The organism is Desulfovibrio sp. SGI.102, from assembly GCF_050314315.1.
Lineage (GTDB): Bacteria > Desulfobacterota > Desulfovibrionia > Desulfovibrionales > Desulfovibrionaceae > Desulfovibrio.
This window is the reverse complement of sequence record NZ_JBNPNC010000018.1, coordinates 17,493-39,379: the sequence shown is the minus strand read 5'-3', so window position 1 is coordinate 39,379 and position 21,887 is coordinate 17,493. Positions and strand designations below refer to the sequence as shown.

The window sequence follows — 21,887 nt, the reverse complement described above, 5'->3', positions numbered from 1 at the left end:
AAAAAAGCGTTACTTCCACTGGATGCGGTGCACCGTGGCCGGACCGTATTCCACCGTACGCGCATAGCGGATGGCAGGCTCGCCCAGCAGCATGGCGTACTGGAAGCTGTGGGTCTCGGGCAGGCCCAGTTCGGGCAGGAGTTCGGGCAGCATGAGCTGCAGACACCAGTAGAGCAGGCCGCACCAGGTGGTGCCCAGCCCCAGGCTCTGGGCGTAGAGCTCCATGTACGAAAGATAGATGAGCGGATCCTGCTCCTGGCAGGGAGCGTCCTTGGCATTGCCCGCCAGCACGAAGTGGGGCGCGCCGCGGAAGATGCCGTCGATGCCCTGTTCCTTCCACAGGCGCGGTGCCGCGGCGAAGAAAGCCGTGCGGCGGCACTGGGGCAGGGCATTGTGAAGGGCCTTGTCCGCCAGGCGGGCATAGACGTCCTCACGGAAGGCCTGCATACGGTCCATGTCGTCCATGACGCCCACCCAGAGCTTGCGGGCATTGACGCCGGTGGGGGCGTGGGCGCTCACGTCCAGCACCTGCTGCAGCAGGGCCGGGTCCACGTTTTCCGGCCGGTACTGGCGCACGGAGCGGCGGCCCTTGATGAGGTTCTCCAGCTGTTCGGGCTGGGGCCAGGCATTGAGGATGCGACGGGAGGCGTCAGGATTGTGCCCGTCCACGCTGATGGCGCCCGTGGGGCAGAGGGCCAGGCAGTGGTGGCAGTGCATGCACAGGCGTTCGTCCTTGATGTAGGGGTGGCCTTCCTCGTCCATGCCCAGCGCGCGGGGCAGACAGTCGGAAAGGCACAGGCCGCAGGAGACACAGCGGTCGGTATCCACGGAAAACTGCATGATGATGTCCTTTGAAAAAAAAGAACCTGCCGCAGGGGCAGGCAGGGGAGGCCGCCGGTGCCGGGGCCCGCCGGGGCAAAAGAAAGAAGGGAGGGGCTGCCGCCCCTCCCCGCAGGTTCGCCGGAAAAACTAGCCGCGATAGATGATGTGCTCGCGCACGTCGGCCAGGGAAGCGCAGCCGGTGAGCAGCATGGCCTGCACCAGCTGGCCCTGCATCTGCTGCCAGTACTTGGTCACGCCTTCCACACCGCCGCCGATGGCCGCGATGCAGAGCGGGCGGCCCACCAGCACGGCGTCGGCGCCCAGGGCCAGCATCTTGAGCACGTCCACGCCGTCACGCACGGCGCCGTCGGCCAGGATGGTGATCTTGCCGCGCACGGCATCGGCGATGGCGGGCAGCACGGTGGCGGTGCCGGGGCAGTGGTCCAGCACGCGGCCGCCGTGGTTGGAGACCACGATGGCGTCGCAGCCGGCGTCGATGGCGCGATGGGCGTCGTCGGGGGTCATGATGCCCTTGACGATGAACTTGCGGCCCATGTCATGCACATAGCGCACCACGGTCTCCAGTTCCGTCACGGACATGGGCATGACCGGGCGGCCCATCTTGCGCAGGGTGATGAGACCGGCGGCGTCCACGTCCACGCCCAGGATGGGGCTGCCGTCGGCCAGCACGCGGTCGATCTTTTCGAACAGTTCCTTGCCTTCCCAGGGCTTGATGAAGGGGATGCCGTGGCCGTTGCAGGCCTTCAGGGCCTTGACGGCGGCGTCGATGATGAAGGGCGGCACGCCGTCACCGGTACAGCCGATGACACCGGCGGCGCGGCTGCCTTCCAGGATGGCGAAGATGTAGTCGTCTTCGCTCATGGCATCGCTCATGTTGAAAGAGACGCCGCCGATGGGGGCCGCCATGACGGGGAAGCTCAGGTCGATGCCCAGGATGGTGCAGTTGGTGCGGGGCTCGCGGGCGTCGTGCAGGGCCGTCATGTTGAGTTTGCAGGCATTGAGGGCTTCGCGGTTGTTGCGGAAGCTGGCACCGGTGCCCAGGCCGCCCATGCCGGGCACTTCACCGGAGCAGGCCTTGCCATCGCAAACGGGGCAGACGCGGCAGTGACCCTTCATGCGCTCGCGCGCGGCAGCTCTGATCTCTTTCATGGGATGACTCCTTTATGACAGGAATGGTTGTGTTCGGAGCAGGCGCTCCCGGATACGGAGCGCAGCATGGGCAGTATAGGTCAGGGCAGGGGACTTGTCATCCGTTGGAGGATGACATATGTTGTGAAAAAAATAACATGATGGCGGGGCCTGTCATATTTTCCTGTACAGCGGCCATTTTCCGTGCTAGTTGCGACAGCAACAAAAGTTTGGCGAAAAAATAAATTCGGGGCCCCTGCAGGAAATTCGGGGAATTTTGGCAAAAAAATATGCAAATCCAGCGTATTGCATTGCCATTTTTGAATTTGTTTTTTCCTCAAAAAAAAGATGGATTTTTCATAAAAAATTTCATAAAAAATAACCAGCCCAACGGATGGCCCCATTCCAAGATCCATGGAGAAAAATCTTCGTGAATTTTGGAGCAAACACTTGACGGCAGAGCAGGCTCTGCGTAATCTCGTTTCGTGCGTGGCTGTTTGTTTGGTCAAACAGTATTTTCTCCAGTGCGGCACGGCCCGCCAGACTCCGTGCCGCATTTTTCACCTCTGGCGACGCATACTTCTAGAGCGCACCACGCAGCCGTGGCCCTTCCTCCTCATGGCCCGGCGCTCCCCCGCCCGGTTCCGGGCGGGTTTTTTTATGCCATCCGTCTGCCGTTCCCTTCTTCGGGGCCTGCTTGCGCCCCGTGCTGCCTCGCGCTATGCTGACCGGGCCTTTCGGCATAACCCAAGCCCGGCGGCGGCAAGCCGTTTCCTATGGATATTCATGATATTCGCGCCAAACTGGCAAAGGATGAACCCACCATCGGCACCTGGCTGCAGCTGCCTTCCGCCGATGTGGCGGAGCTGATGGCCCGTGCCGGCTATGACTGGGTGGCGGTGGACATGGAGCACGGTTCCTTCGGCCGCACCGGCCTGCCCGACATCTTCCGTGCCATCCAGTGCGGCGGGGCTGCGCCCTTTGCCCGTTTGCCCATCGCTTCCAAGACCGCCATCAAGGCCGCGCTGGAGGCGGGCGCACAGGGCCTGATCTTTCCCATGATAGAGAGCCGGGAACAGCTGGACCAGGCCATCAGCTGGGCCACGTATCCCGGCCACGACGACGGCCGCCGGGACGGAGAGCCCCTGCGCGAGAACCGCGGCGTGGGCTTTTGCCGGGCCAATGCCTTCGGCAGGGATTTCGATGCCTACATGCGGGACACGGCGCCCCGGATCTTCCTGGTGGCCCAGATCGAGCACATCCGCGCCGTGGAGGAGCTGGACGCCATCCTTTCCCAGCCGCGTCTGGATGCCATCATGGTGGGCCCCTATGACCTTTCCGGCTCCATGGGCCTGACGGGGCAGTTCGACCATCCTGATTTCAAGGCCGTCATGGCCCGCATCCATGAGGCCTGCCGGCGGCATCATGCCCGCATGGGCCTGCATGTGGTGCAGCCCGACCCCGATGAGTTGCGCCGTCAGGTGGCGGCGGGCTGCCGCTTCATCGCCTACGGCATCGATTCGGTCTTCCTCTGGCAGGCGGCCGCACGGCCCGCCGGAGCGTAGGGCAGGGCATCGGGAGGAAGGCCGTGAAGGTGACTGTTTTCGGCGGTTCCGGTTTTTTGGGATCGCATATCTGTGACAAGCTCTCCGATGCCGGGCACGACGTGACCATCGTGGACGTGCGTCCTTCTCCCTGGCTGCGTGACGACCAGAAGATGGTGGTGGGCAGCATCCTGGACGAGGACTGCGTGCAGGCCGCCGTGGAAGGGGCCGAGGTGGTCTTCAACTACGCGGGCATCGCCGACATCGGCGAAGCCAACGAGCGCCCCGTGGATACGGCCCGCCTCAACGTGGTGGGCAACGTCATGGTCCTGGAGGCCTGCCGCCGGGCCGGTACCGGGCGCTACATCTTTGCCAGCTCGCTCTATGTCTACGGCAAGTCCGGCGGCTTCTACCGGTGCAGCAAGCAGGCCTGCGAGATCTACATCGAGAATTACCAGGCCATGTACGGCCTGCCGTATACCATCCTGCGCTACGGTTCCCTGTACGGCCCCCGTGCCGACATGCGCAATGCCATCCACCGCTTCGTGCACGAGGCCCTGACCACGGGCAGCATCACCTATTACGGGACGCCCACGGCCCTGCGCGAGTACGTGCACGTGGATGATGCCTCCTCCGCCACCCTCCATGTCCTGGGGCCGGAGTTCGCCAACCAGAACATCATCATCTCCGGCAACCAGCCCATGCGCGTGGCCGATCTGTTCAGGATGATCGGCGAGATGCTGGGCAAGGAGCTGGAGATCAGATACCAGAACGACCCCAACAGCGGGCATTATCAGGTGACGCCCTATGCCTTCATGCCCCGGATGGGCCGCAAGCTGGTGCCGCCGCTGACCGTCGACCTGGGGCAGGGCATCCTGCGCGTCATGGAAGAGGAACACCGCCAGATCCACCCGGAATTGCAGAGCCAGGGCGGCTATCTGGTATCCACCGACGACTGAGGCCGCACGTTTTCCGGCGGCCTGCCTGCCGGTGCCACCGGCGTGTGCCCGGCTCCGGGCTTTTCCCATGCGGCGCCAGGCCCGTCCCGGTCATGAAACGTCCGCCGGGGGCCGCGCCCGTCTTCCCGTCATCCCCTTGCCGGGCAGTCCCTGCCCAGGGAGAAGTTATGAACATCATCGCCATCATCCCCGCCCGCATGGGCTCCAGCCGCTTTCCCGGCAAACCTCTGGCCCTGATCCACGGTGTGCCCATGGTGGGCCATGTGGCCTTCCGCACGGCCATGAGCCGCTGCCTTTCCGCCACCTATGTGGCCACCTGTGACACGGTCATCGAAGATTACTGCAAGGAGGCTGGCCTTGCGTGCGTCATGACCGGCGACCATCATGTACGCTGTTCCACCCGCACGGCCGAGGCCCTGCTCAAGATCGAGGCGGCCACGGGCCGGAAGGCGGACATCGTGGTCATGGTGCAGGGGGACGAGCCCATGGTGCTGCCCGGCATGATCGACGCCGCTGTGGAACCCATGCTCAAGGATCCTACCATCAATGTGGTCAACCTCATGGCCGACATGGACACCCTGGAAGAGTTCGAGGACCCCAACGAGGTGAAGGTCGTGGTGGACCGCAACAACGATGCCCTCTACTTCTCGCGCGAGCCCATCCCCTCCCGCAAAAAGGGGGCCGACAAGGTGCCCATGCGCAAGCAGGTCTGCATCATCCCCTTCCGCCGTGACTACCTGATCCGCTTCAACGAGATGGAGGAAAGCCCGCTGGAGATCTGCGAGTCCGTGGACATGATGCGCATCCTCGAACATGGGGAAAAAGTCCGCATGGTGCCCACCGATGCCCGCACCTGGAGCGTGGATACCCCTGAAGACCTGGCCCGCGTGACGCGGCTCATGGAAGGGGATGCCCTCATGCGGGAGTACGCGAAGTAGATGGATCTGCCGTCCCGCCTCCGGGCTGCCTGGGAAGAGCTCTGGATAGCCTGTTTCGCCTGGATACCCACGCCGCTGGGCCTGGCCCTGCGCTGGCTGGCCTGGCGCTGGCTCTTTGCCGGCTGCGGTTCGGTACGCTTCGGCACGGGCCTGAGCTTCGTGGGCTGTCGCCACATGCGGCTGGGCGATGCCGTCCGGCTGGGGCGGGGCTGCATCATCACGGCCGGGGACGGCGAGCTTGTCCTGGGCGACCGCGTGTCCATCTCGCCCTATGCCCATGTGGCGGCCGACGGCGGGCGTATCGTCATGGGCAGGCATGTGGCCGTGGGCCCCGGCACGGTGCTGCGGGCCGCCAACCACTGTTTTTCCCGGCATGATGTGCCCATCCTGCAACAGGGGCACCATCCGGGCGAGATCGTCATCGGGGACGATGTCTGGATCGGGGCCAACTGCGTCATCACGCCCGACGTGCATATCGGCCGGGGGGCTGTGGTGGGCGCGGGCGCCGTGGTCACCCGTGATGTGGCTCCCTTCACCATCGTGGGCGGTGTCCCGGCACGTCCCATCGGTCACCGCGACCGCAGCGGATGCCCGGAGCGATCGTAGCCCCGGGCGGGAATGCCCGGCGTCCCCGCATCCCCGGTATTTTTCCTGACCGGCAGGCGGTGTGTGCCGTCTTCCGGCTCCGGCCCGCAAGGCTCGCCCGCTTTGGCGGCGGGGCGTGGGCCTGTCCCCGTATCCTTCCTGTACGGCGTCGTCCCCGGCGGCGCGAACAAGGAGTCTGCATGGCCCTGAAATGTCTTGTTTTCGACTGTGACGGCGTGATCCTCGACAGCGTGCCGGTCAAGACGCGCGCCTTTGCCCGTCTGGCCGAGCCCTACGGCGAGGAGGCCCGCGACCGCTTCGTCATGTACCATACCGTGCACGGCGGCGTGAGCCGTTACAAAAAATTCGAATGGTTCTTCCGCGAGATCCTGGACAGGGAGATCACGCCCGCCGAGTCCGAGGAGTGGGGCAGGCGCTTTGCCGAATACGCCCTGGACGAAGTGCGCCGCTGCGAGCTCATCCCCGGCATCGCCCGGGTGCTGGAACACTGGCAGGGCAAACTGCCGCTCTATGTCTGCTCCGGCGCACCGCACGAAGAACTGAACTTCATCCTCAAGGAACGCGGCCTGGACAGCTGCTTTACGGGCATCTACGGCTCGCCGCCGTCCAAGGCCAAGCTGCTGGCCATGATCGTGGACAAGGCCTGCGTCCTGCCTGACGAGGTGCTCATGGTGGGCGACGCCTCCACGGACCGCAATGCCGCCGAAGAGGTGGGCACCCTGTTCTACGGCACCGGGCCTGATCTCAGGGGCGGGGATTTCCCCTGGGGGCCTGATCTGACCGGGCTCGATGCCTGGATCGCGGAGCATGTGGAATGATGCGGCGTCCCGTTCGTTTTCTGTGGCTGGTGTGCCTCATGGCACTGGCTTTCGGCCTGTGTGCCTGTCAGGAAGAGAGCGCCCCCAAAGCGGCGCTGGACAAGGAGACCGCGTCCGCCGTGGTGGCGAAGGCCGCCGCCGGTCCGCAGGCGCCGGAGGTTCCGGCCCCGGCAGAGGAAGCGGCCGCGGCCGCCAGGGTGCTGGATGCCGGTAATGCCGTCTGGCGCTGGGCCGATGTGGCGGGCATCCATGCCGGTCATCTGCTGCGGCAGGCCGAGGACTATATGCGTACCTGGCTGCTGGGCAAGGAGCCGCAGCGCCCTGCGGAGCTGGACGACAGGCCCGCTGTGGAAAAATCCGTGTGGGGCGAGGCCGATGCCGCCCGTTTGCGGGATCTGATGGCCACCATGCGGCGGACGCTGGCCAGCATGGAAAAGCTGGGCACGGCGTTCCGCAAGTACGCCCTGGACGACAGCATCGTGGACGACGGCGCGCAGGGCAAGAAGCTGCTGCGTCGCCTGCAGGACGCGCATGCCGAGTTTTCCAGGGCCCGTGATGCCCTGCTGGTGCTGGTGCGTGATCGCAGCCGCCAGGCCGAGGACGTGCTGCTTCAGGGCAATCCGCTGAAAGAAGCCATCAGCTCGGCCCGCTTCCTGTTCAGCCGCTTCCTGCTGGGCGGCATCCTGCTGCGCGAGGGCAATCCCGACACCGTGGCCGTGGCGGGCTGGCGCAAGGAGATGGAAGATGCCCTGGCCGTGGCCCGTAGCCACACCCGGGGCATGACGGAAGAAGAGCGGCGTCTCTGGCAGGCTTTTCTGGACAAGGCCGATCTCTTCCCCCGCACCGTGGCCCAGGGGCAGGAGGATGCGTTCAGCAATGCGACGCGCCGCCAGCTCAATCTGGTGCTGCAGGAAGCCCAGGAAGCCTATAATGCGTTCGTGGAAGCCCATAACAGGCGGGATGCCGTATCCCGGTAGATACTGACGACGACCCCAAGGACATCCCCCTGCCGGGAGGATGGCTACAGAAGAAGGACGCTCTGCTACTGCGGGGCGTCCTTTTTTGCTGGTGCGGAGGCTCCGGCCCTTACCGGCGTAGAGCGATGGAGACAGGCTGCGGGAAACGCGGCAGGCAAAGGGGCGGCCGGTCTCCGGGGAACGGCCGCTGCCCGCTATCGGGACCGTCGAGCATGAAGAACGGCATGATGCCGTTTTCAGGATACCAGCATATCATTCCAGATAGTGGAAAATAAGGAAGCTCTTTTCCGGAAAGGAAAAGGGCAGGGCGTTCGCCTGCCTGCCGGGAATCAGCGGGACAAAACAAAAGACCACCCGCCGGCGGGTGGTCTTTCTATGTTCAGGGAGGCAGACAGGACTTAGTCCGGGTACTCCACATGGGCCAGGGCCAGGCCCTGCGGCGGGGCCGTGGGGCTGGGCAGGGCGCGGCGGTCGGCGGCCTCAAGGATGGCGGGGATCTGGTCGGGGCGCAGCTTGTGGCGGCCGCAGGCGGCCAGCAGTCCGGCCATGTTGCGGACCATCTGCTTCAAAAAACCGTTGGCCGTGACGGTCAGGCGCAGGCAGGGCAGGTAGGGCGGCATGAACTCCACGGGCGGCAGTTCCGTCAGTGTGGCGGCCTGGAGCTCGCGCACCGTGCTTTCCATCTCGGTGCCCGCGTTCTGGAAGCTGGCGAAGTCATGCCTGCCCAGCAAAAAGGGCAGGGCCGCGCGCATGGCCCCGGCGTCCAGGGGGCCGCTGCGCCAGACGAAGGGCGCCAGCCGGGGCGGCACGAAGCCTTTCTCCTGCCAGAAGTCATACACATAGGTCTTGCGCAGGGCGCTGATGCGGGCATGGAAGTCGTGGGCGGCCTCCTGCCAGTGCAGGACGCGCACGTCCGCAGGCAGCAGGGCATTGAGGGCGTGACGCCAGTCCAGACCGGGGCGGCGGGGCACATCGCAATGGGCCACCTGACCGTGGGCATGGACGCCCGCATCGGTGCGACCGGAGCCGAACACGCGCACGGGTCGCCCGGCGATGCGGCCCACGGCGGCTTCCACGGCGGCCTGCACGGTGGGCGGCGGGGTGGGGATGTCCTGGATCTGCCAGCCGCAGTAACGGCTGCCGTCATAGGCCAGCAACAGCCTGAGACGCATGGTGGAAGAAATGTCCGGCATGGAGGCTTTGGGGTTGATGTGGAAGGAAAGAAGGGCGGCGGGGCCGCAGTCCGGCCTGGTGACGGTCAGGTGCCTGCCCGGAAGTCTTTTTCCGCAGGGAAGGGACCGGCATCCGCAACTCTTGGGCTTGATGCCGGGGAAGGGCGTTTTCCCATCCCCTGCCGAGGTGGAAGGCCATGGCCTGCCGGGCTCTCACCGGGGCGCGTTTTTGAGGGGCAGGGCGCATCCGGAGAGGGACAGGGGCCGGGGAGAGGGCCCTTCTTGCGTCATGCACAGGAGGTCCCTTTCCCGCAGCCCTTTCCCCCGGTCAGTTTTGCAATGATGCCTGGCGGCGGGCGGCGTGGTTGACGGGCCCGCAGCCCTTGCCGGGCGCGTAGCTCTTGCGCAGGGCAAGGTTGAGGAATTCCTGGGCGCGGGTCACGGCCACCTGCAGGGGCAGGCCGTGGCCAAGGCCGGTGGCGATGGCGGCCGACAGGGTGCAGCCGGTGCCGTGGTTGTTGTTGGTCTCCACCTTGGGCTGGGGCAGGAACTTGGGCGCCTGTCCGGCCTGGCAGAGGCAGTCCGTGACCACGATGGAGCTTTCCATATGACCGCCCTTGATGAGAACGGCCTTGGCGCCCATCCTGATGAGCGCCTCACCGGCGGCAGCGGCGTCATCGCTGCAGCTGATGGTCATGCCGGTGAGCATCTCGGCTTCGGGGCGGTTGGGGGTCAGCAGGTCGCAGCCGGGGATCATGCGTTCCTTGAGGGCCTCCACGGCATCCTCACGCAGCAGGCGGCTGCCGCTCTGGCTCACGGAAACAGGGTCCACCACCAGCGGGAAGCTGCGGTCGCGCAGGGCGTCGGCCAGGGCGTTGATGATGCCGGCCGAGAACAGCATGCCGGTCTTGGCGGCGTGCACGGGAAAACCGTCCAGCACGGCGCGCAGCTGCAGCACGACGAATTCGGGCTCGGGCGCGTGGATGCCGGTGACGCCCAGGCCGTTCTGGGCGGTCAGGGCCGTGATGACGCTCATGCCGTAGCCGTCCAGGGCCATGATGGTCTTGAGGTCGGCCTGGATGCCGGCACCGCCGCCGGAATCGGAACCGGCAATGGTCAGGATGTTGGGGGTGCGCATGGATATCTCCTGTTCTGTGATGGCGGTCTGACGGCCGTAGGACACAAGCGGCCGGACAGCAGGGTTATACGCTGCCTCAGGGCACGGCGCAATGCCGGGCGGTCAGGCCGGGCGCGCCGTACCATCGGCACGAAAAAAGGGCAGGGAAGATCCCTGCCCTTGTGCGTGGCTGTGGAGCGGTGAGCGCTACACTTCGTCGATGCTGGGAGCACCGGCGATGGGCTTGCGGCCCAGAGCCAGGAAGGCGACCAGGCTGACGACGGCCACGATCACGCCGATGATGTCGGCGATCTCGATGCCCATGCCAAAGCCCATCTTGGGCTCATAGCAGATGTAGGAGATACACACGGCCGTCATGAAGGTGGCGGGCACGGTGCAGATCCAGTGCAGACGATGCTTGCGGTACAGGTAGGCGCCGGAGGCCCAGAGCATGATGGCGGCCAGGGCCTGGTTGGCGAAGCCGAAGTAACGCCAGATCACGTTGAAGTCCACGAAGTTCAGCACCACGCCGATGGCGAAGATCGGGATGGCGATGGCCAGACGGGCCGGGATGGCGGACTGCTTGAAGTTGAACATTTCGGCGATGGTCAGGCGGGCGGCACGGAAGGCCGTGTCACCGGAGGTGACGGGCAGGGCCACCACGCCCAGGATGGCCAGCACGCCGCCGACGGGGCCCATGAGGGCGCGGGCGGTCTCGTTGACCACGTTGGCGGGACCGCCGGCAGCGGCCAGGGCTTCGGGGCTGGTGTAGAAGGTCATGCCCACGGTGGCCCACACGAGGCCGATGAAGCCTTCGGCCACCATGCCGCCGTAGAACACGGCCTTGCCCTGCTTTTCATTGGACAGGCAGCGGGACATCAGGGGCGACTGGGTGGCGTGGAAGCCGGACAGGGCGCCGCAGGCGATGGTGATGAACACCAGCGGGAAGATGGGCAGCTGCTGGGGATGGTTATTGGGGAAGGAGGCCCAGTTGTAGAACTCGCAACCGTTGGTGAACATGGTCACGGTCATGCCCACGGCCATGATGATCAGCACGGCGCCGAACAGGGGGTAGAGGCGGCCGATGATCTTGTCGATGGGCAGGATGGTGGCCAGGAAGTAGTAGGCGAAGATGACGGCGACCCAGAACATCTGGTCCATGTAGTCGGGAGTCAGCTTGGCCAGCAGGCCGGCGGGAGCGGCCACGAAGACCACGCCCACGAGCAGCAGGAGGATGACGGCGAACACGCGCATCACCTGCTTGGCCACGTTGCCCAGGTTGTAACCCACGATGGTGGGCACGTTGGCGCCCTTGTAACGCACGGAGAGCATGCCGGAGAAGTAGTCATGCACGGCACCGGCGAAGATGGTGCCGATAACGATCCACAGCAGGGCGCTGGGGCCGTACAGGGCGCCCAGGATGGGGCCGAAGACGGGGCCCACACCGGCGATGTTCAGCAGCTGGATGAGCCAGACCTTCCACACGGGCATTTCGACGTAGTCGACGCCGTCGGCCATGGTCTTGGCGGGGGTGGGGCGGTTTTCGTCCGCACCGAAGATTTTGGCGACGATGGAACCGTAGATGATGTAGCCCACGATGAGGCCGGCTACGGCAAGAAGAAAGTAAACGTAATTCGGCATAGTATCCGCTCCCTCTGCGGCTATTCCGGTTAAAAGGTGAAAGCGGCAGCCGTGCCTTTGGCGTCCGGCTGCCCATTGTTAGTAGGGGTTCGTGATTAGCATGGCGAAAGGGGGGCGTCAACAGAGGGAAATGCTTTTTTCCCGCTGCCGGTGCGGCTGCCGGGGCGTCCATGCCCGCCGGGGAAGAGAGGGTTTTTTCGGAAAAACAGGCAGTTGGCACGATTTTTGTTTCAGGCTGTCCCCCGGGGCGGCTGGAGCGCATTCTCCAGGAACAAAAACTTCGGGCCATGCAGGGGCCCAAGGCGCATCGGGCCCGCCGGGCAGCGGCGGGGAGGGCAGCGCAAAATGCCTTCACAGCCGTGTGCCGGGATGCTAGCATGCCCACAGCCTGCCGTACCGTCGGCAGCGAGTTTTTATGGGCGTGCCTTCCCGCCGCCCGGAGGTCCTGCATGAAACTGGAAACCAAGGCACCGGTGCAAAGCCGGTTCGCTACCCCCGCCTCCGCGTCCCCGTCCGGCGGACGGCTGGATGACCTGCCCGCCCCCAGGACGTCACGCGGCGGACACAAGCTGGGCTGTCTGGCCCTGCTGGCCCTTTTGCTGGTGGCCGGGGCCGCCGTGTGGCTGACCCGTGACGATGCCACCCGCGATGCCTGGCGCAAGGACGCCGTGACCTGGCTGGATGCGAAGCTGGAAGGCACGGCCCTGGCGCCCCTCATGAACCTGCTGCGCGAGACGCCTCCCCCGCCCCCGCCGTCGGTGGCCACGCCCGCCACGGAGCCGGGCACGCTGGCCGGTCCCACGGTGCAGGGGACGGTCAGTGCCCTGGTCAGGACGGACTTCGTGTCGCCCGGGGCCGTCGCGCCCGTCCCCGCAGGGCAGGAAGCCCAAAAGCGCCAGTATCCTGCGGACAGCCGTGTGCAGCCCGCTTTCGTGGATGACCTTGCCGGACATGTGCTGGAGCGCTTCCAGGGCAGCGGTCTCGATCTGAGCCTGCCGTCCCTCAACCAGCGCTATGGCGTCAAGCTGACGGGCCTGGCCGGCGGCAGCCGCGCCGCGGTGCTGCGCTATGCCTTCCATCCCGACATGCTGCGCAGCCTGTACACCATCTATGCCGACCGCTTCCTGGACAGCCTTGACCGCCAGTGCACGGAACGCAACTGGAGCGACCTGCAAAAGCGGCAGCTGCACATGGCCCTTGCCGGGCGTCTGAACGCCTGGGCCGCTGCCCTGGACGGCGTGGCCGCCGTACCGGGCCTGAGCGCACGGCTGGCCGAGAGCGAGCGCCTGTTGCAGGAATCGTTGGACATCTACGGCCGCATGGCCGGCACGGTGTTCGAGCTGGACGAGGCCCGGCAGCGCAACGATGCCGCCGCCATCGCCACGGCGCAGCTGCGGGTGGACGACATTACGGGCCGCTACCGTCAGGCCATGGATGCCCGCACGGCGGCCCAGCATGCTCTGGTGGGCGACATCCGCCGTCATGCCGGTACCGCCCTGGATGACGACAGCCTGCTGTTCGTGGCCCAGTGGGTGGGCCGCCGCCTGCAGCAGGACAGCAAGGCCCTGGCCACCGTCCGCGCCGGTTCCGCCGCGTTGCGTGACATGGCGGGCCGTTGCACCCGGATCGCCAGCGGCAAGGCGGCGGCGGAACAGCCTGCGGCCCCTGCCGTCAATGATGTTCCCCTGCGGCCCGGCCCCAAGCAGGCCCGGCCCCGTCCGGCGGCAGCTCCGGCACTTCCGGCTGCGGCCGGCGGGAGCGCGCCTGTTGCCCCGGCTGTTTCGGTAGCGGCACCGGCGGTCGCTCCGCAAGGGACTGCTCCGGCGGCCCTGCCCGCGCAGGGGCCTGCCGTCGGCGGGACGGTCACGCCTCCGGCCCTCGCGGCCCCGCAAACACCTGCGGCGCCCGCGTCCGTGCCCATGCCTGCGGCCCAGCCCCCGGCAACGGGAGGTGCTTCGGCCGGCGGTCCCGTACTGCCCGCACCGGCCCCGTCCCGTTAGGGAGACGACGTCCGGCCCGTTCCCGCAAGCAGGGGAACGGGAAGGGCGGAGGCAGGGCGGTATGGCAGCCGTCCCCGGTCATGCGGCCATGCGGGAAGGATGTCCTTTCGCGGCAGGCCGGATCCGGCCGGAGTTCCGGCAGTTTCACGATTCTCACATTTCAAGGCAAAGAGGGGGAGTGCCTTCGGGCGGCTCCCCTTTTTCACACGCCGGGCAAGGGAGCCTTGGCGGCCCCTCCCGGTCTGCCGGGATGTCCCGGTTCTAACGGCGGGCCCGTGCCCGCAAGGAGGCGTGCCATGCGCGCTGTAGTCATCAAAGACATGTTTTGCCGCGGCAGCATCCTGTGCTGTGCGCTGCTTTTGTGCTGCCTGTGCCTTTGGCCTGCCGGGGCCCGCGCCCTTTCGTCCGATGCGGCCCGGGCCTGCGTGGTGGAGGCGGGCGGGGCCGTGGACAATGCGGATGCGGCCTGCTTCGAGCAGCTCGTGGATATGGATGCCATCCTCAATGAGGCCGTGGACCTGTTCATGAAGGAGGCCGCCAAGCCGGAGAATTCTTCCCTGCTGCCGCCCATGCTGGCCCTGATGTTCTCCGGTGCCGCCATGGCCGAGGACAACGGCCTGGGCGTGCGCAAGCTGCTGGTCTCCGAAGCCCGGGCCTTCGTGCACAATGGCATCGCTTCCGGGGCTTTTGCCGGAAAGAGCGTGCAGGACTACCGGACGGAAGGCTGGGTGGCGCCCCTGTTCGAGTCCGTGTCCATGGGCCGCAAGGAGATCCGCAATGTGGGCACGCCCGTGCGGCAGGGCAAGGACTGGATCGTGCCCTTCGTGCTGCGTGACCACGGCAACGGCAACAGCTATGCCGTGCGTGCGCGGGTGAGCGATGCCGGGGGCAGCCCGCGCGTGGTGGCCGTGGAGAACCTGCGCCAGTTGTTCGTCATTCTGGGCAAGGAGGCCCAGGCGCTGGAGAGCTAGGCGCTTCGGGCGGCGTCGGTCCCGGTCTGGAAGGCATCTGCGTCCGCGGGAGGCAAGCGGGACAGAGCCCGCCCTGCGACGCAGGGCAAGCCCGTGCTCCATCCCGGACGGCCCGCCGGGGACTGGCCTCCCTCCCTTTTTTAAAGGCAAAATAGAAAACCACCCGTTTTACCGGGTGGTTTTCTGCGTTTTGGCGGGAAAACGCACTGGCAAGCCTCCCTTCCGGCAGGCAGGCGGGGCGGCGGGGGATCAGTGCTTCCGCTGTTCCCTGCGGTCCCAAAGGGCCAGACGCAGGCGGTCGAGGACCATGAAGCCGCCGCTGCACAGCACCATGAAGGCCGCCGCCATGAAGACGCCCCGGTAGCCGAAACCGGCATGGATCACGGCGCCGCCCAGCAGGGGGCCCAGCATGCCGCTGGCATCGAAGGTGAGCATCATCACGTTGGAGTTGATGGAGCGCGTGGCGTCCGTGGAGCGGTCGTAGATGGTGGCCGCCAGCAAAGGATAGAGCAGGCCCAGGCCGATGCCGTACAGGATGGTCAGGGGCAGGAAGGCCCAGAGGGGGCCCCAGGCCAGACCGGTCATGCTGATGGCCAGGGCCACGGCGCAGAGGGGCACGATACGGTAGCGGGGCAGGGTATCCAGTACATGGCCACCGAACAGACGCACCAGGATGATGGTGGTGGTGTAGCCCATGAAGAACATGGCCGGGGTGGCGCCGGTGGTCACGCACAGGCCCTTCATGAAGTAGATGGCCAGGGCCGTCATGATGCTGAAGGAAAGGCAGGCCAGATAGATGCAGCCCAGGCCGGAGTGGGTCATGGAATAGAGGATGGCGCGCGGCGTCATCTGGTTCTTGGCCGTATCGGCGGAGATCTCGGGCTTGCGCAGCTTGGGGGCCAGGGGCACGAGCATGCACAGGGCGGGGATGGCCAGCACGGCCATGAGGGCGAACAAACGGGGCTCACCGCCCAGCAGGGGCAGGATCTGTTCGCCCACGGCCGGGATGATGGAATAGGGCAGCAGGGTGGTCAGGGAGAAGATGGCGAAGCCCCGGGCGCTCTGGCCCTTGGGGATGCAGCTGACCAGCACGGCCACCACACAGCTGGAGTAGACCGCCAGCGAGATGCCCTGGGCGATGCGCAGGCCCAGGATCAGCCAGATGCTGTCGGGCCCGTGGATAAAGGGATAGGCCAGCATGATGCAGCTGGAAAGGCAGATGGTGACCAGCAGGGCAGGCAGCTTGCTGCGCGAGAGCAGCACGATGCTGGCCAGGGGCCGCCAGAGCAGGACCATGGCGAACAGGGCCGAGAGCAGGATGCCGCGCCAGTTGGGGCTGACCTGCAAGCCTTCCAGCCATTGTTCGAAACAGTAGAAGACGGCCATATAGCTGTTGTTGCACATGGCCATGCAGAAAAGCAGGATGAAGTCGCGACTGAAGAGGGTCTGTTTTTTTTCGTTTTCGGGCAGCGTAGGGAGCATGGGAGACCGCCTTGCTGAAAAGGGAGAGGGAGACGAGACAATCTAAGGCTATTTGGTTGCGTCCGCAACCCGATCCGCACAAAAAAGTGGCTACTCTGCCGAAAGAGAGGAACAGGAAAGCCCCTCCGCAGGGGAGGGGCTTCCGTGACAGGATACGATCCTCCGCCGGGGATCAGTGATATTCGCCGTTGAGGAATTTCATGGCATAGCCGTGCACGGCCGCATCGGAGGTCATGAGCATGTCCATCTGGCGGGTCATGATGAGCAGGCGGCCCAGCTGGTCCAGGCGCGAGAGGACATCCAGCCGGGGGTACTTCTGGTAGCGGGCGCGGATACGGTCGCCTACTATTTCTACAGTAAAGCCCAGCTCCGTCAGGATGACCCCGATGCAGCGCACGCGCCGTTCGCGCTGCACGCTGCCGGCCGCACCACCGGCGAATTCGAAGCGGATGTAGTTCTTGCTCAGGGTCTCGCCGCACCAGCTGTCCAGGATGGCGTAGTGGTAGCCCACGCGCGAGGAGAAGTTCACGTAACGGTCCGAGACGATGGCGTAGCTGCGGTCGCCGAAACGCTGGCCGCCCTGCTGGTTGCCGCCGCTCATGTTCTGGCTCATGACGGACAGGAAGCCGCGCATGTTGATGGGGCGGGGCCCACGGGCCTGGACGGCAGGATTGAGCATGCCGGACAGCACTTCGGCGAAGGGCTCGCTGATGACGTCCTCGGGCGTGACGCGGCGGGACTCGGGATTCTTGAGGCCGCCGCCGAGGTCGATGACGTACAGGTCCAGCGGCACCGGACAGACCAGCTGGCTGGCCGCGCCCATGCTGCCCTCGGTGACGCTGTCGGAGATGAGGAACATCTCGCTGTAGCTTTTTTCATGGGCATAACGCATGACGTCGTGCAGCGAGGTGCAGTTGGCCGGGCTGAAGAGCTCCGAATGCGGGTCCACCAGATGCAGGGGCATGATGTAGCTGGCGATGCGGCGCAGCAGGATCAGGGCCGGGGTATCCGCGGCGGGACGGCGGGGTTGCAGGCGCAGGGCCAGCAGCTCGGGGATCTCGCCCTTGAACACGCGCCCGCCGATGGCATCCACGGTGACGACCTCGCCTTCTTCCAGCAAACTGGTGGCACCGGGCAGGTTGATGACCGTGGGCATGCCGAATTCACGGCAGACAGACGCCATGTGACCGGTAAGGCTGCCCGTCTCGGCGATGATGGCCGAGGCCCGCTGCATGGCCACCATGGCATCGGGCGAGGTGTGCTGCAGGAGCATGACCGCGCCTTCGGGGAAGTGGGTGAGGTCCTGCGAAGGATGCACATGGATGACGGGGCCGCAGCCCACGCCCCTGGCCGCCACTTCGCCGCCGCTGAGCAGGGGACGCAGGTGCGAGAGCGCCGGGGCCGTCACTTCGCTGACCGAGGCGTCCAGACCCATGGGCCGGGTCTGGAGCAGGATGATCTGGTCGTCTTCGTCCACGGCCCATTCCACGTCCTGCGGGTACTGGTAGTGGCGTTCCAGTTCCAGCGCCATGGAGGCCAGCTGCTGCGCCTGCTCATGCGACAGGCTGGGCACGTTGCGCAGGCTTTCGGGCACGTCCTCTTCCTTGCTCTCCACGCCGTGGCGTCCGGGAGCCAGCACGAGGCGGACCTCCTTGTGGGCGATGGTCTCCTGCTGGATGCGCAGGTTGGCGCGCGAGACCAGCCAGTTGTCCGGGGTGGCCGTGCCGTCCACCACCATCTCGCCCAGGCCCCAGGTGCCCTGGATCATGACGCAGTTGGAGCGCAGGTCCACGGGATGCCGGGAGAAGGCCACGCCGGCCGCCTTGGCCTGCACCATCTTGAGACAGCACATGCCCATGCTGGTGGCGTCCAGCGGATAGCCGTTGCGGGCGCGGTAGGCCAGGGCACGGGGCGAGAACAGACTGGCCAGCACGCGCTTGAAGGCCGTGGGCAGGCTCTCGCGCGTGACGCCGAGGATGCTCAGGTACTGGCCGGCAAAGGACTGCACCCCGTCCTCGTCCACGGCACTGGAGCGCAGGGCGGCCTGTACCTGGCTGTCCTTGCCGAAAGCTTCGTCCCAGCCGTCGAGCAGGGCTTTTTCCACTTCTTCGGGCAGAGGGGCTTCCAGGATCAGGTTCTGCACGGTACGGGCAGCGTCCTGCAGGCTGTGGGGCACGTCGGCGTCCACCTTGCACAAGGTGGAATGGATCTTCTTGAACAGGCCGCTGGGACGCAGCAGGGCCAGGCTGCTGGCCTGGATGGTGACCGCGAAGCCGGGGGGAACGGGCATGTCCAGCATGTTGCTCAGTTCGCCCAGGTTGGCGTTCTTGCCGCCCACGCTGTAGCCCATGCTGGCGTCCACTTCCGTCAGGGGCAGGATGAGCGCATTGACGTCGCCGCGGGTATGCTTCTCCAGCTCGTTCTCGATGTGCCGCCCGATGGCAGCCACGCTTTTTTCCAGATCCTTGTAGCGGTTGCGCGACATGTCGTTGAGGCAGGCCGCCATGCGTTCGCAGTGGAAGACCGCCTTGCGGGCGATGCGCCGTACCTGATGGGTCTCCAGATGCTTGTCGCCGCGCTGGGCCGCGTCCAGCTTGGCCAGGATGGCGGCCAGGTCCGCATTGGACTGGAGCAGCTCGTTGAAGGAGGCGTAGCGACGGCCAAAAGCGGCCATGGCCTGCTCGCGGCTGATGCGCGGCTCCAGGCCAAACAGGCGTTTGAGAGTCTTGATGGTCGTGGTCATGGAACTTCCTTTTGCTTCCCCCGGCAGGGCATGGAAGGCAGACGGCGCAGGTACGCCCGGCCTGTTCCTGGAGGCCGCGGCCGCCCGGGGCAGACCGTCCGGCATCCGGCAGGCGGCCTACCGCCGTGCCGTCATGTCACGGAAGGGCTGCCTCAGGCGCGGAACCCGCGTGCTGCCGGCAACACTATATAGCGTTGGGCCGGGCCGCGCCCTTCCCTGCGGACAAGGCCCAGACGGACCAGGATCTGCAGGTCGTACTGGGCGGTACGCATGGAGATGTCCTTGCCTGCCATGTCCTGATATTCCTGCCGGCTGATGCTGCCGAGCTCCACTATCTGGGGCAGCAGACGGGCAAGACGGGCATTGAGGCGCGGCTGGGCATCTTCCGCAGCGGGCATCGCGCCCTGATCCTCGCTTTCGGCCGGAACGGGCTGGGCAACAGGACTTTCTGCCGTTTCCGCAGCCTCGCCGTGGGGCTGCCTGCTGTCGGCCCGTGCGGGCGGGCAGGAGAGCTTGCCGCGTTCCGGTCGCGCAATGTCTCCGGGAAGGGTATCCGGTCCCAACTGGATGTTTTCTGCAAAAATGAGGCCATTTTCGCAAAAAGCCAGGGCCCGGGTCAGGCAGTTCTGCAGCTCGCGCACGTTGCCCGGCCAGTGGTATTCCTGGAGCTTGCGCAGGGCGCCGCGGCTGAGGCGCGGCGTGGGCAGGCCCTGGGATTCCGCGGCCCGGGTCAGGAAAAAGACGGCCAGCAGGGGCAGGTCGGACTTGCGGCGGCGCAGGGGGGGCGTGCGGATGGTGATGACGGCCAGACGGTAATAGAGGTCCTCGCGGAAGGAACCTTCCTGGGCGTCCTGCAACAGCTCCGCGTTGGTGGCGGCGATGATGCGGGTATCGAAAGGCACGTCCTCGTCGCTGCCCAGCGGGCGGATCATGCGGGTGGAGAGCGCCCGCAGCAGGGCCTGCTGGACCTTGGGGGCCGCGTTGCCGATCTCGTCCAGCATCAGGGTGCCGCCCTCGGCCGTGAGGAAGGCGCCCTTGCGGGGCTGGCGCGCCTCGGTGAAGGCGCCCTTGACGTGGCCGAACAGGGTATCCATGAGCAGGTTCTCGTCCAGGGCACCGCAGTTGATGGTGATGAAGGGGCCGTTGGCCCGGGGGCTGGCCTGGTGGATGGCCGCCGAGACAAGCTCCTTGCCGGTGCCCGTCTCGCCGATGACGAGGACGTCGGCCATGGTGGGCGCGGCCTTGAGGAAGTTGGCGCGCAGGTCCTGCATGGCGGCGGAGGTGCCCACAAGGCCGTTTTCGGGGATGTCGTCCAGCTCCGGCATGTTCTCGGCTGGTTCGCGGGCCCAGCGGGCGTCCTGCATGAGCTGCTGGTTGAGCTGTTCCTCCTCGCTGCGGCGCAGGCGGTGGAGCAGGGCGTTGATGGCATCCTTGAGCTGTTCGAGCTCCCGGGGCATGGGCGGCAGCACCAGCGGGTTGGAGCTGTGGCTGTCGATGCGCATGTTCACTTCATTGGACAGGCGGCGCAGGCGCTTGGTGGTGCCGCGTGCCAGCCAGGCCAGGCCCAGGCCCAGCAGGCAGATGCCGGCCAGCAGGCAGATGCCGTAGATGCCGATGATCTGGATGCCGGTGCGGGTGGCGGTGAAGCTGGTGTCCAGCACGGCCAGGCCGCCTACGATGGTGTGCGGGCTGTCCGGGTTGGCGGTAAAGGTGACGGGCGCGAAGCTGACGCCTTCCACGGCGTTGTCCCCAAGGCCCCAGGCATCGCCGTTGTCCAGGAAGATCTGGCCGGAATGCCCGCTCTGGACGTTGGAGACCATGGACCAGTAATTGACGTGGTTGGAGCCTGGCCGGAAGGCGGTGCTGAAGCCGGCGCGGCCGAACTCGCCCTGGAAGCCGGCGCGCAGCGAGTCGCTGTTGAGGCGGCCGCTGGCATCGTCCGCCTCCAGATTCTCGGACTGGAAGAGCATCCAGCCCTGGTTGTCGAAAAAGATGCTGCGGATGCGGGTCTCGTCGTCGGCGGTGCGCAGGGGAGCGGACGACGACGAGAACATGCTGATGGCGTCGCGCAGGACGGTCAGGTCCAGAGAAAGGATGAGCATGCCCTGAAAGACGCCCAGGCTGTCGTAGATGGGCGTGGAGAAGCGGATGACGTAAAGGGGGATGCTTTGCACGGAATCGTTGAGCGGGACCATGGAATAGACCACTTCCAGGGGCTGGCTGACCTGCACATGGCCGGGCCGCTGGGCCGCGCTCAGGCTGGTGAAGGGGTTGCCCACGGTGGCGGAGGCGATATCGGGAGGGATGGAGATGATCTCGCCCCCGTAGCTGAGCAGCAGATAGCGCTGGGAGGGATCCGTGCCCATGAAGGCCACCTCGCGATAGCGCAGGCCCTCGGCACGCACGCGGAACTGGAGACGCCGTACCATGTCCTTGGGCTCCATGGAACCCGCGGCCAGGATGAGGAGCTGGTTTCGGGTCTCTGTGAGAATTTGCTCAAGCGAAAGGCTCATGGCCTGGGCATGCAACTGGGCATTGCGGGCTATTGCGCGATTGACCATGGCTTCGATACTGCGTCCCGTTGCGAGGAAAACAAGTAATAAAACCAGCGTCAAAAGCGGTAAACCGAGCAAAAGCACCCGGCTTGTCATGCTGCGGTTGACGAAGAACCGGGTGGTTTCCAGCGAATTTCCCAGGACGGGTCTGGTCCAGATGCGCATACGTCCTCCCGATAACGCAAAAAACGTGCAACTTTCCTGAAAATCTATCCGCAATGCGCAGTTTGCGCAAGAGGAAAAACGCTTGGCAGTGTTGGTAATCAAGGATTTCCGGGTTTTTTAGCGAAGTTGGCACGGGTGTTGCTTAAAACGAGCATGTGAAGTTTGGGACGAATGGTCCTGCCGTGGGACGCAGGATCTGGATGTAACAACCCCAAGACCCGGAGGAGA

17 protein-coding genes are annotated in these 21,887 nt (G+C 65.8%); 8 read left to right on the top strand and 9 right to left on the bottom strand.

What is annotated here, in order from left to right:
- Positions 1-9 precede the first annotated feature (9 nt).
- The 3 genes from ACQRCJ_RS05850 to ACQRCJ_RS05840 all read right to left on the bottom strand — a co-directional run bounded on the left by ACQRCJ_RS05850 (position 10) and on the right by ACQRCJ_RS05840 (position 2,387).
- Positions 10-840, bottom strand: coding sequence for a nitroreductase family protein (locus tag ACQRCJ_RS05850; protein WP_303933247.1), 831 nt, complete (start codon positions 838-840; stop codon positions 10-12).
- A gap of 129 nt (positions 841-969) precedes the next feature.
- Positions 970-1,992 carry an alpha-hydroxy-acid oxidizing protein gene (locus ACQRCJ_RS05845; RefSeq protein WP_006009040.1) on the bottom strand — a complete coding sequence of 341 codons (1,023 nt, stop codon included), beginning with the start codon at positions 1,990-1,992 and terminating at the stop codon, positions 970-972.
- Between the two features lie 80 nt (positions 1,993-2,072).
- Positions 2,073-2,387 (bottom strand): hypothetical protein, encoded by a 315-nt coding sequence (locus tag ACQRCJ_RS05840; protein WP_321031261.1) that lies wholly within the window; start codon positions 2,385-2,387, stop codon positions 2,073-2,075.
- 360 nt (positions 2,388-2,747) lie between these two features.
- On the opposite strand from ACQRCJ_RS05840, the gene ACQRCJ_RS05835 reads away from it, so the two are divergent.
- From ACQRCJ_RS05835 to ACQRCJ_RS05810, 6 genes are all read left to right on the top strand, one after another.
- Complete coding sequence (locus ACQRCJ_RS05835) at positions 2,748-3,536, top strand: HpcH/HpaI aldolase family protein (RefSeq protein ID WP_300706170.1); 789 nt, start codon at positions 2,748-2,750, stop codon at positions 3,534-3,536.
- A gap of 23 nt (positions 3,537-3,559) precedes the next feature.
- Positions 3,560-4,474: an NAD-dependent epimerase/dehydratase family protein gene (locus ACQRCJ_RS05830; protein WP_006009051.1), complete on the top strand. Its 915-nt coding sequence runs from the start codon at positions 3,560-3,562 to the stop codon at positions 4,472-4,474.
- 167 nt (positions 4,475-4,641) lie between these two features.
- Positions 4,642-5,412 (top strand): 3-deoxy-manno-octulosonate cytidylyltransferase, encoded by a 771-nt coding sequence (locus ACQRCJ_RS05825; RefSeq protein WP_204674623.1) that lies wholly within the window; start codon positions 4,642-4,644, stop codon positions 5,410-5,412.
- Entirely contained in the window at positions 5,413-6,018 is a 606-nt protein-coding gene (locus tag ACQRCJ_RS05820; RefSeq protein ID WP_297158560.1) for an acyltransferase, read from the top strand. It begins immediately after the preceding gene.
- 179 nt (positions 6,019-6,197) lie between these two features.
- The gene (locus ACQRCJ_RS05815) at positions 6,198-6,836 is read left to right on the top strand and encodes an HAD family hydrolase (protein ID WP_168935164.1); all 639 of its coding nucleotides are present in this window, start codon (positions 6,198-6,200) and stop codon (positions 6,834-6,836) included.
- 38 nt (positions 6,837-6,874) lie between these two features.
- Positions 6,875-7,813: a hypothetical protein gene (locus ACQRCJ_RS05810; protein ID WP_427799471.1), complete on the top strand. Its 939-nt coding sequence runs from the start codon at positions 6,875-6,877 to the stop codon at positions 7,811-7,813.
- 398 nt (positions 7,814-8,211) lie between these two features.
- Here ACQRCJ_RS05810 and truA read toward each other — a convergent pair whose 3' ends face one another.
- The 3 genes from truA to ACQRCJ_RS05795 all read right to left on the bottom strand — a co-directional run bounded on the left by truA (position 8,212) and on the right by ACQRCJ_RS05795 (position 11,743).
- Positions 8,212-9,006 carry a tRNA pseudouridine(38-40) synthase TruA gene (gene truA, locus ACQRCJ_RS05805; protein ID WP_427799470.1) on the bottom strand — a complete coding sequence of 265 codons (795 nt, stop codon included), beginning with the start codon at positions 9,004-9,006 and terminating at the stop codon, positions 8,212-8,214.
- A gap of 307 nt (positions 9,007-9,313) precedes the next feature.
- Positions 9,314-10,123 carry a bifunctional hydroxymethylpyrimidine kinase/phosphomethylpyrimidine kinase gene (thiD, locus tag ACQRCJ_RS05800; RefSeq protein ID WP_303956365.1) on the bottom strand — a complete coding sequence of 270 codons (810 nt, stop codon included), beginning with the start codon at positions 10,121-10,123 and terminating at the stop codon, positions 9,314-9,316.
- Between the two features lie 186 nt (positions 10,124-10,309).
- The gene (locus ACQRCJ_RS05795) at positions 10,310-11,743 is read right to left on the bottom strand and encodes a carbon starvation CstA family protein (RefSeq protein WP_418735378.1); all 1,434 of its coding nucleotides are present in this window, start codon (positions 11,741-11,743) and stop codon (positions 10,310-10,312) included.
- A gap of 449 nt (positions 11,744-12,192) precedes the next feature.
- Here ACQRCJ_RS05795 and ACQRCJ_RS05790 point away from each other — a divergent pair, with 449 nt between their 5' ends.
- Together ACQRCJ_RS05790 and ACQRCJ_RS05785 are read left to right on the top strand one after the other, a co-directional pair.
- Entirely contained in the window at positions 12,193-13,743 is a 1,551-nt protein-coding gene (locus tag ACQRCJ_RS05790; protein ID WP_427799469.1) for a hypothetical protein, read from the top strand.
- A 296-nt stretch (positions 13,744-14,039) separates the two neighbouring features.
- Positions 14,040-14,714: a hypothetical protein gene (locus ACQRCJ_RS05785; RefSeq protein ID WP_204625348.1), complete on the top strand. Its 675-nt coding sequence runs from the start codon at positions 14,040-14,042 to the stop codon at positions 14,712-14,714.
- A gap of 249 nt (positions 14,715-14,963) precedes the next feature.
- Here ACQRCJ_RS05785 and ACQRCJ_RS05780 read toward each other — a convergent pair whose 3' ends face one another.
- From ACQRCJ_RS05780 to ACQRCJ_RS05770, 3 genes are all read right to left on the bottom strand, one after another.
- Positions 14,964-16,196 carry an MFS transporter gene (locus tag ACQRCJ_RS05780; RefSeq protein ID WP_204625349.1) on the bottom strand — a complete coding sequence of 411 codons (1,233 nt, stop codon included), beginning with the start codon at positions 16,194-16,196 and terminating at the stop codon, positions 14,964-14,966.
- 172 nt (positions 16,197-16,368) lie between these two features.
- Positions 16,369-18,939 carry a PEP/pyruvate-binding domain-containing protein gene (locus ACQRCJ_RS05775; protein ID WP_303898237.1) on the bottom strand — a complete coding sequence of 857 codons (2,571 nt, stop codon included), beginning with the start codon at positions 18,937-18,939 and terminating at the stop codon, positions 16,369-16,371.
- Between the two features lie 152 nt (positions 18,940-19,091).
- On the bottom strand, positions 19,092-21,659 hold the full coding sequence (locus ACQRCJ_RS05770; protein ID WP_427799468.1) for a sigma 54-interacting transcriptional regulator: 2,568 nt from the start codon (positions 21,657-21,659) through the stop codon (positions 19,092-19,094).
- Positions 21,660-21,887 lie beyond the last annotated feature (228 nt).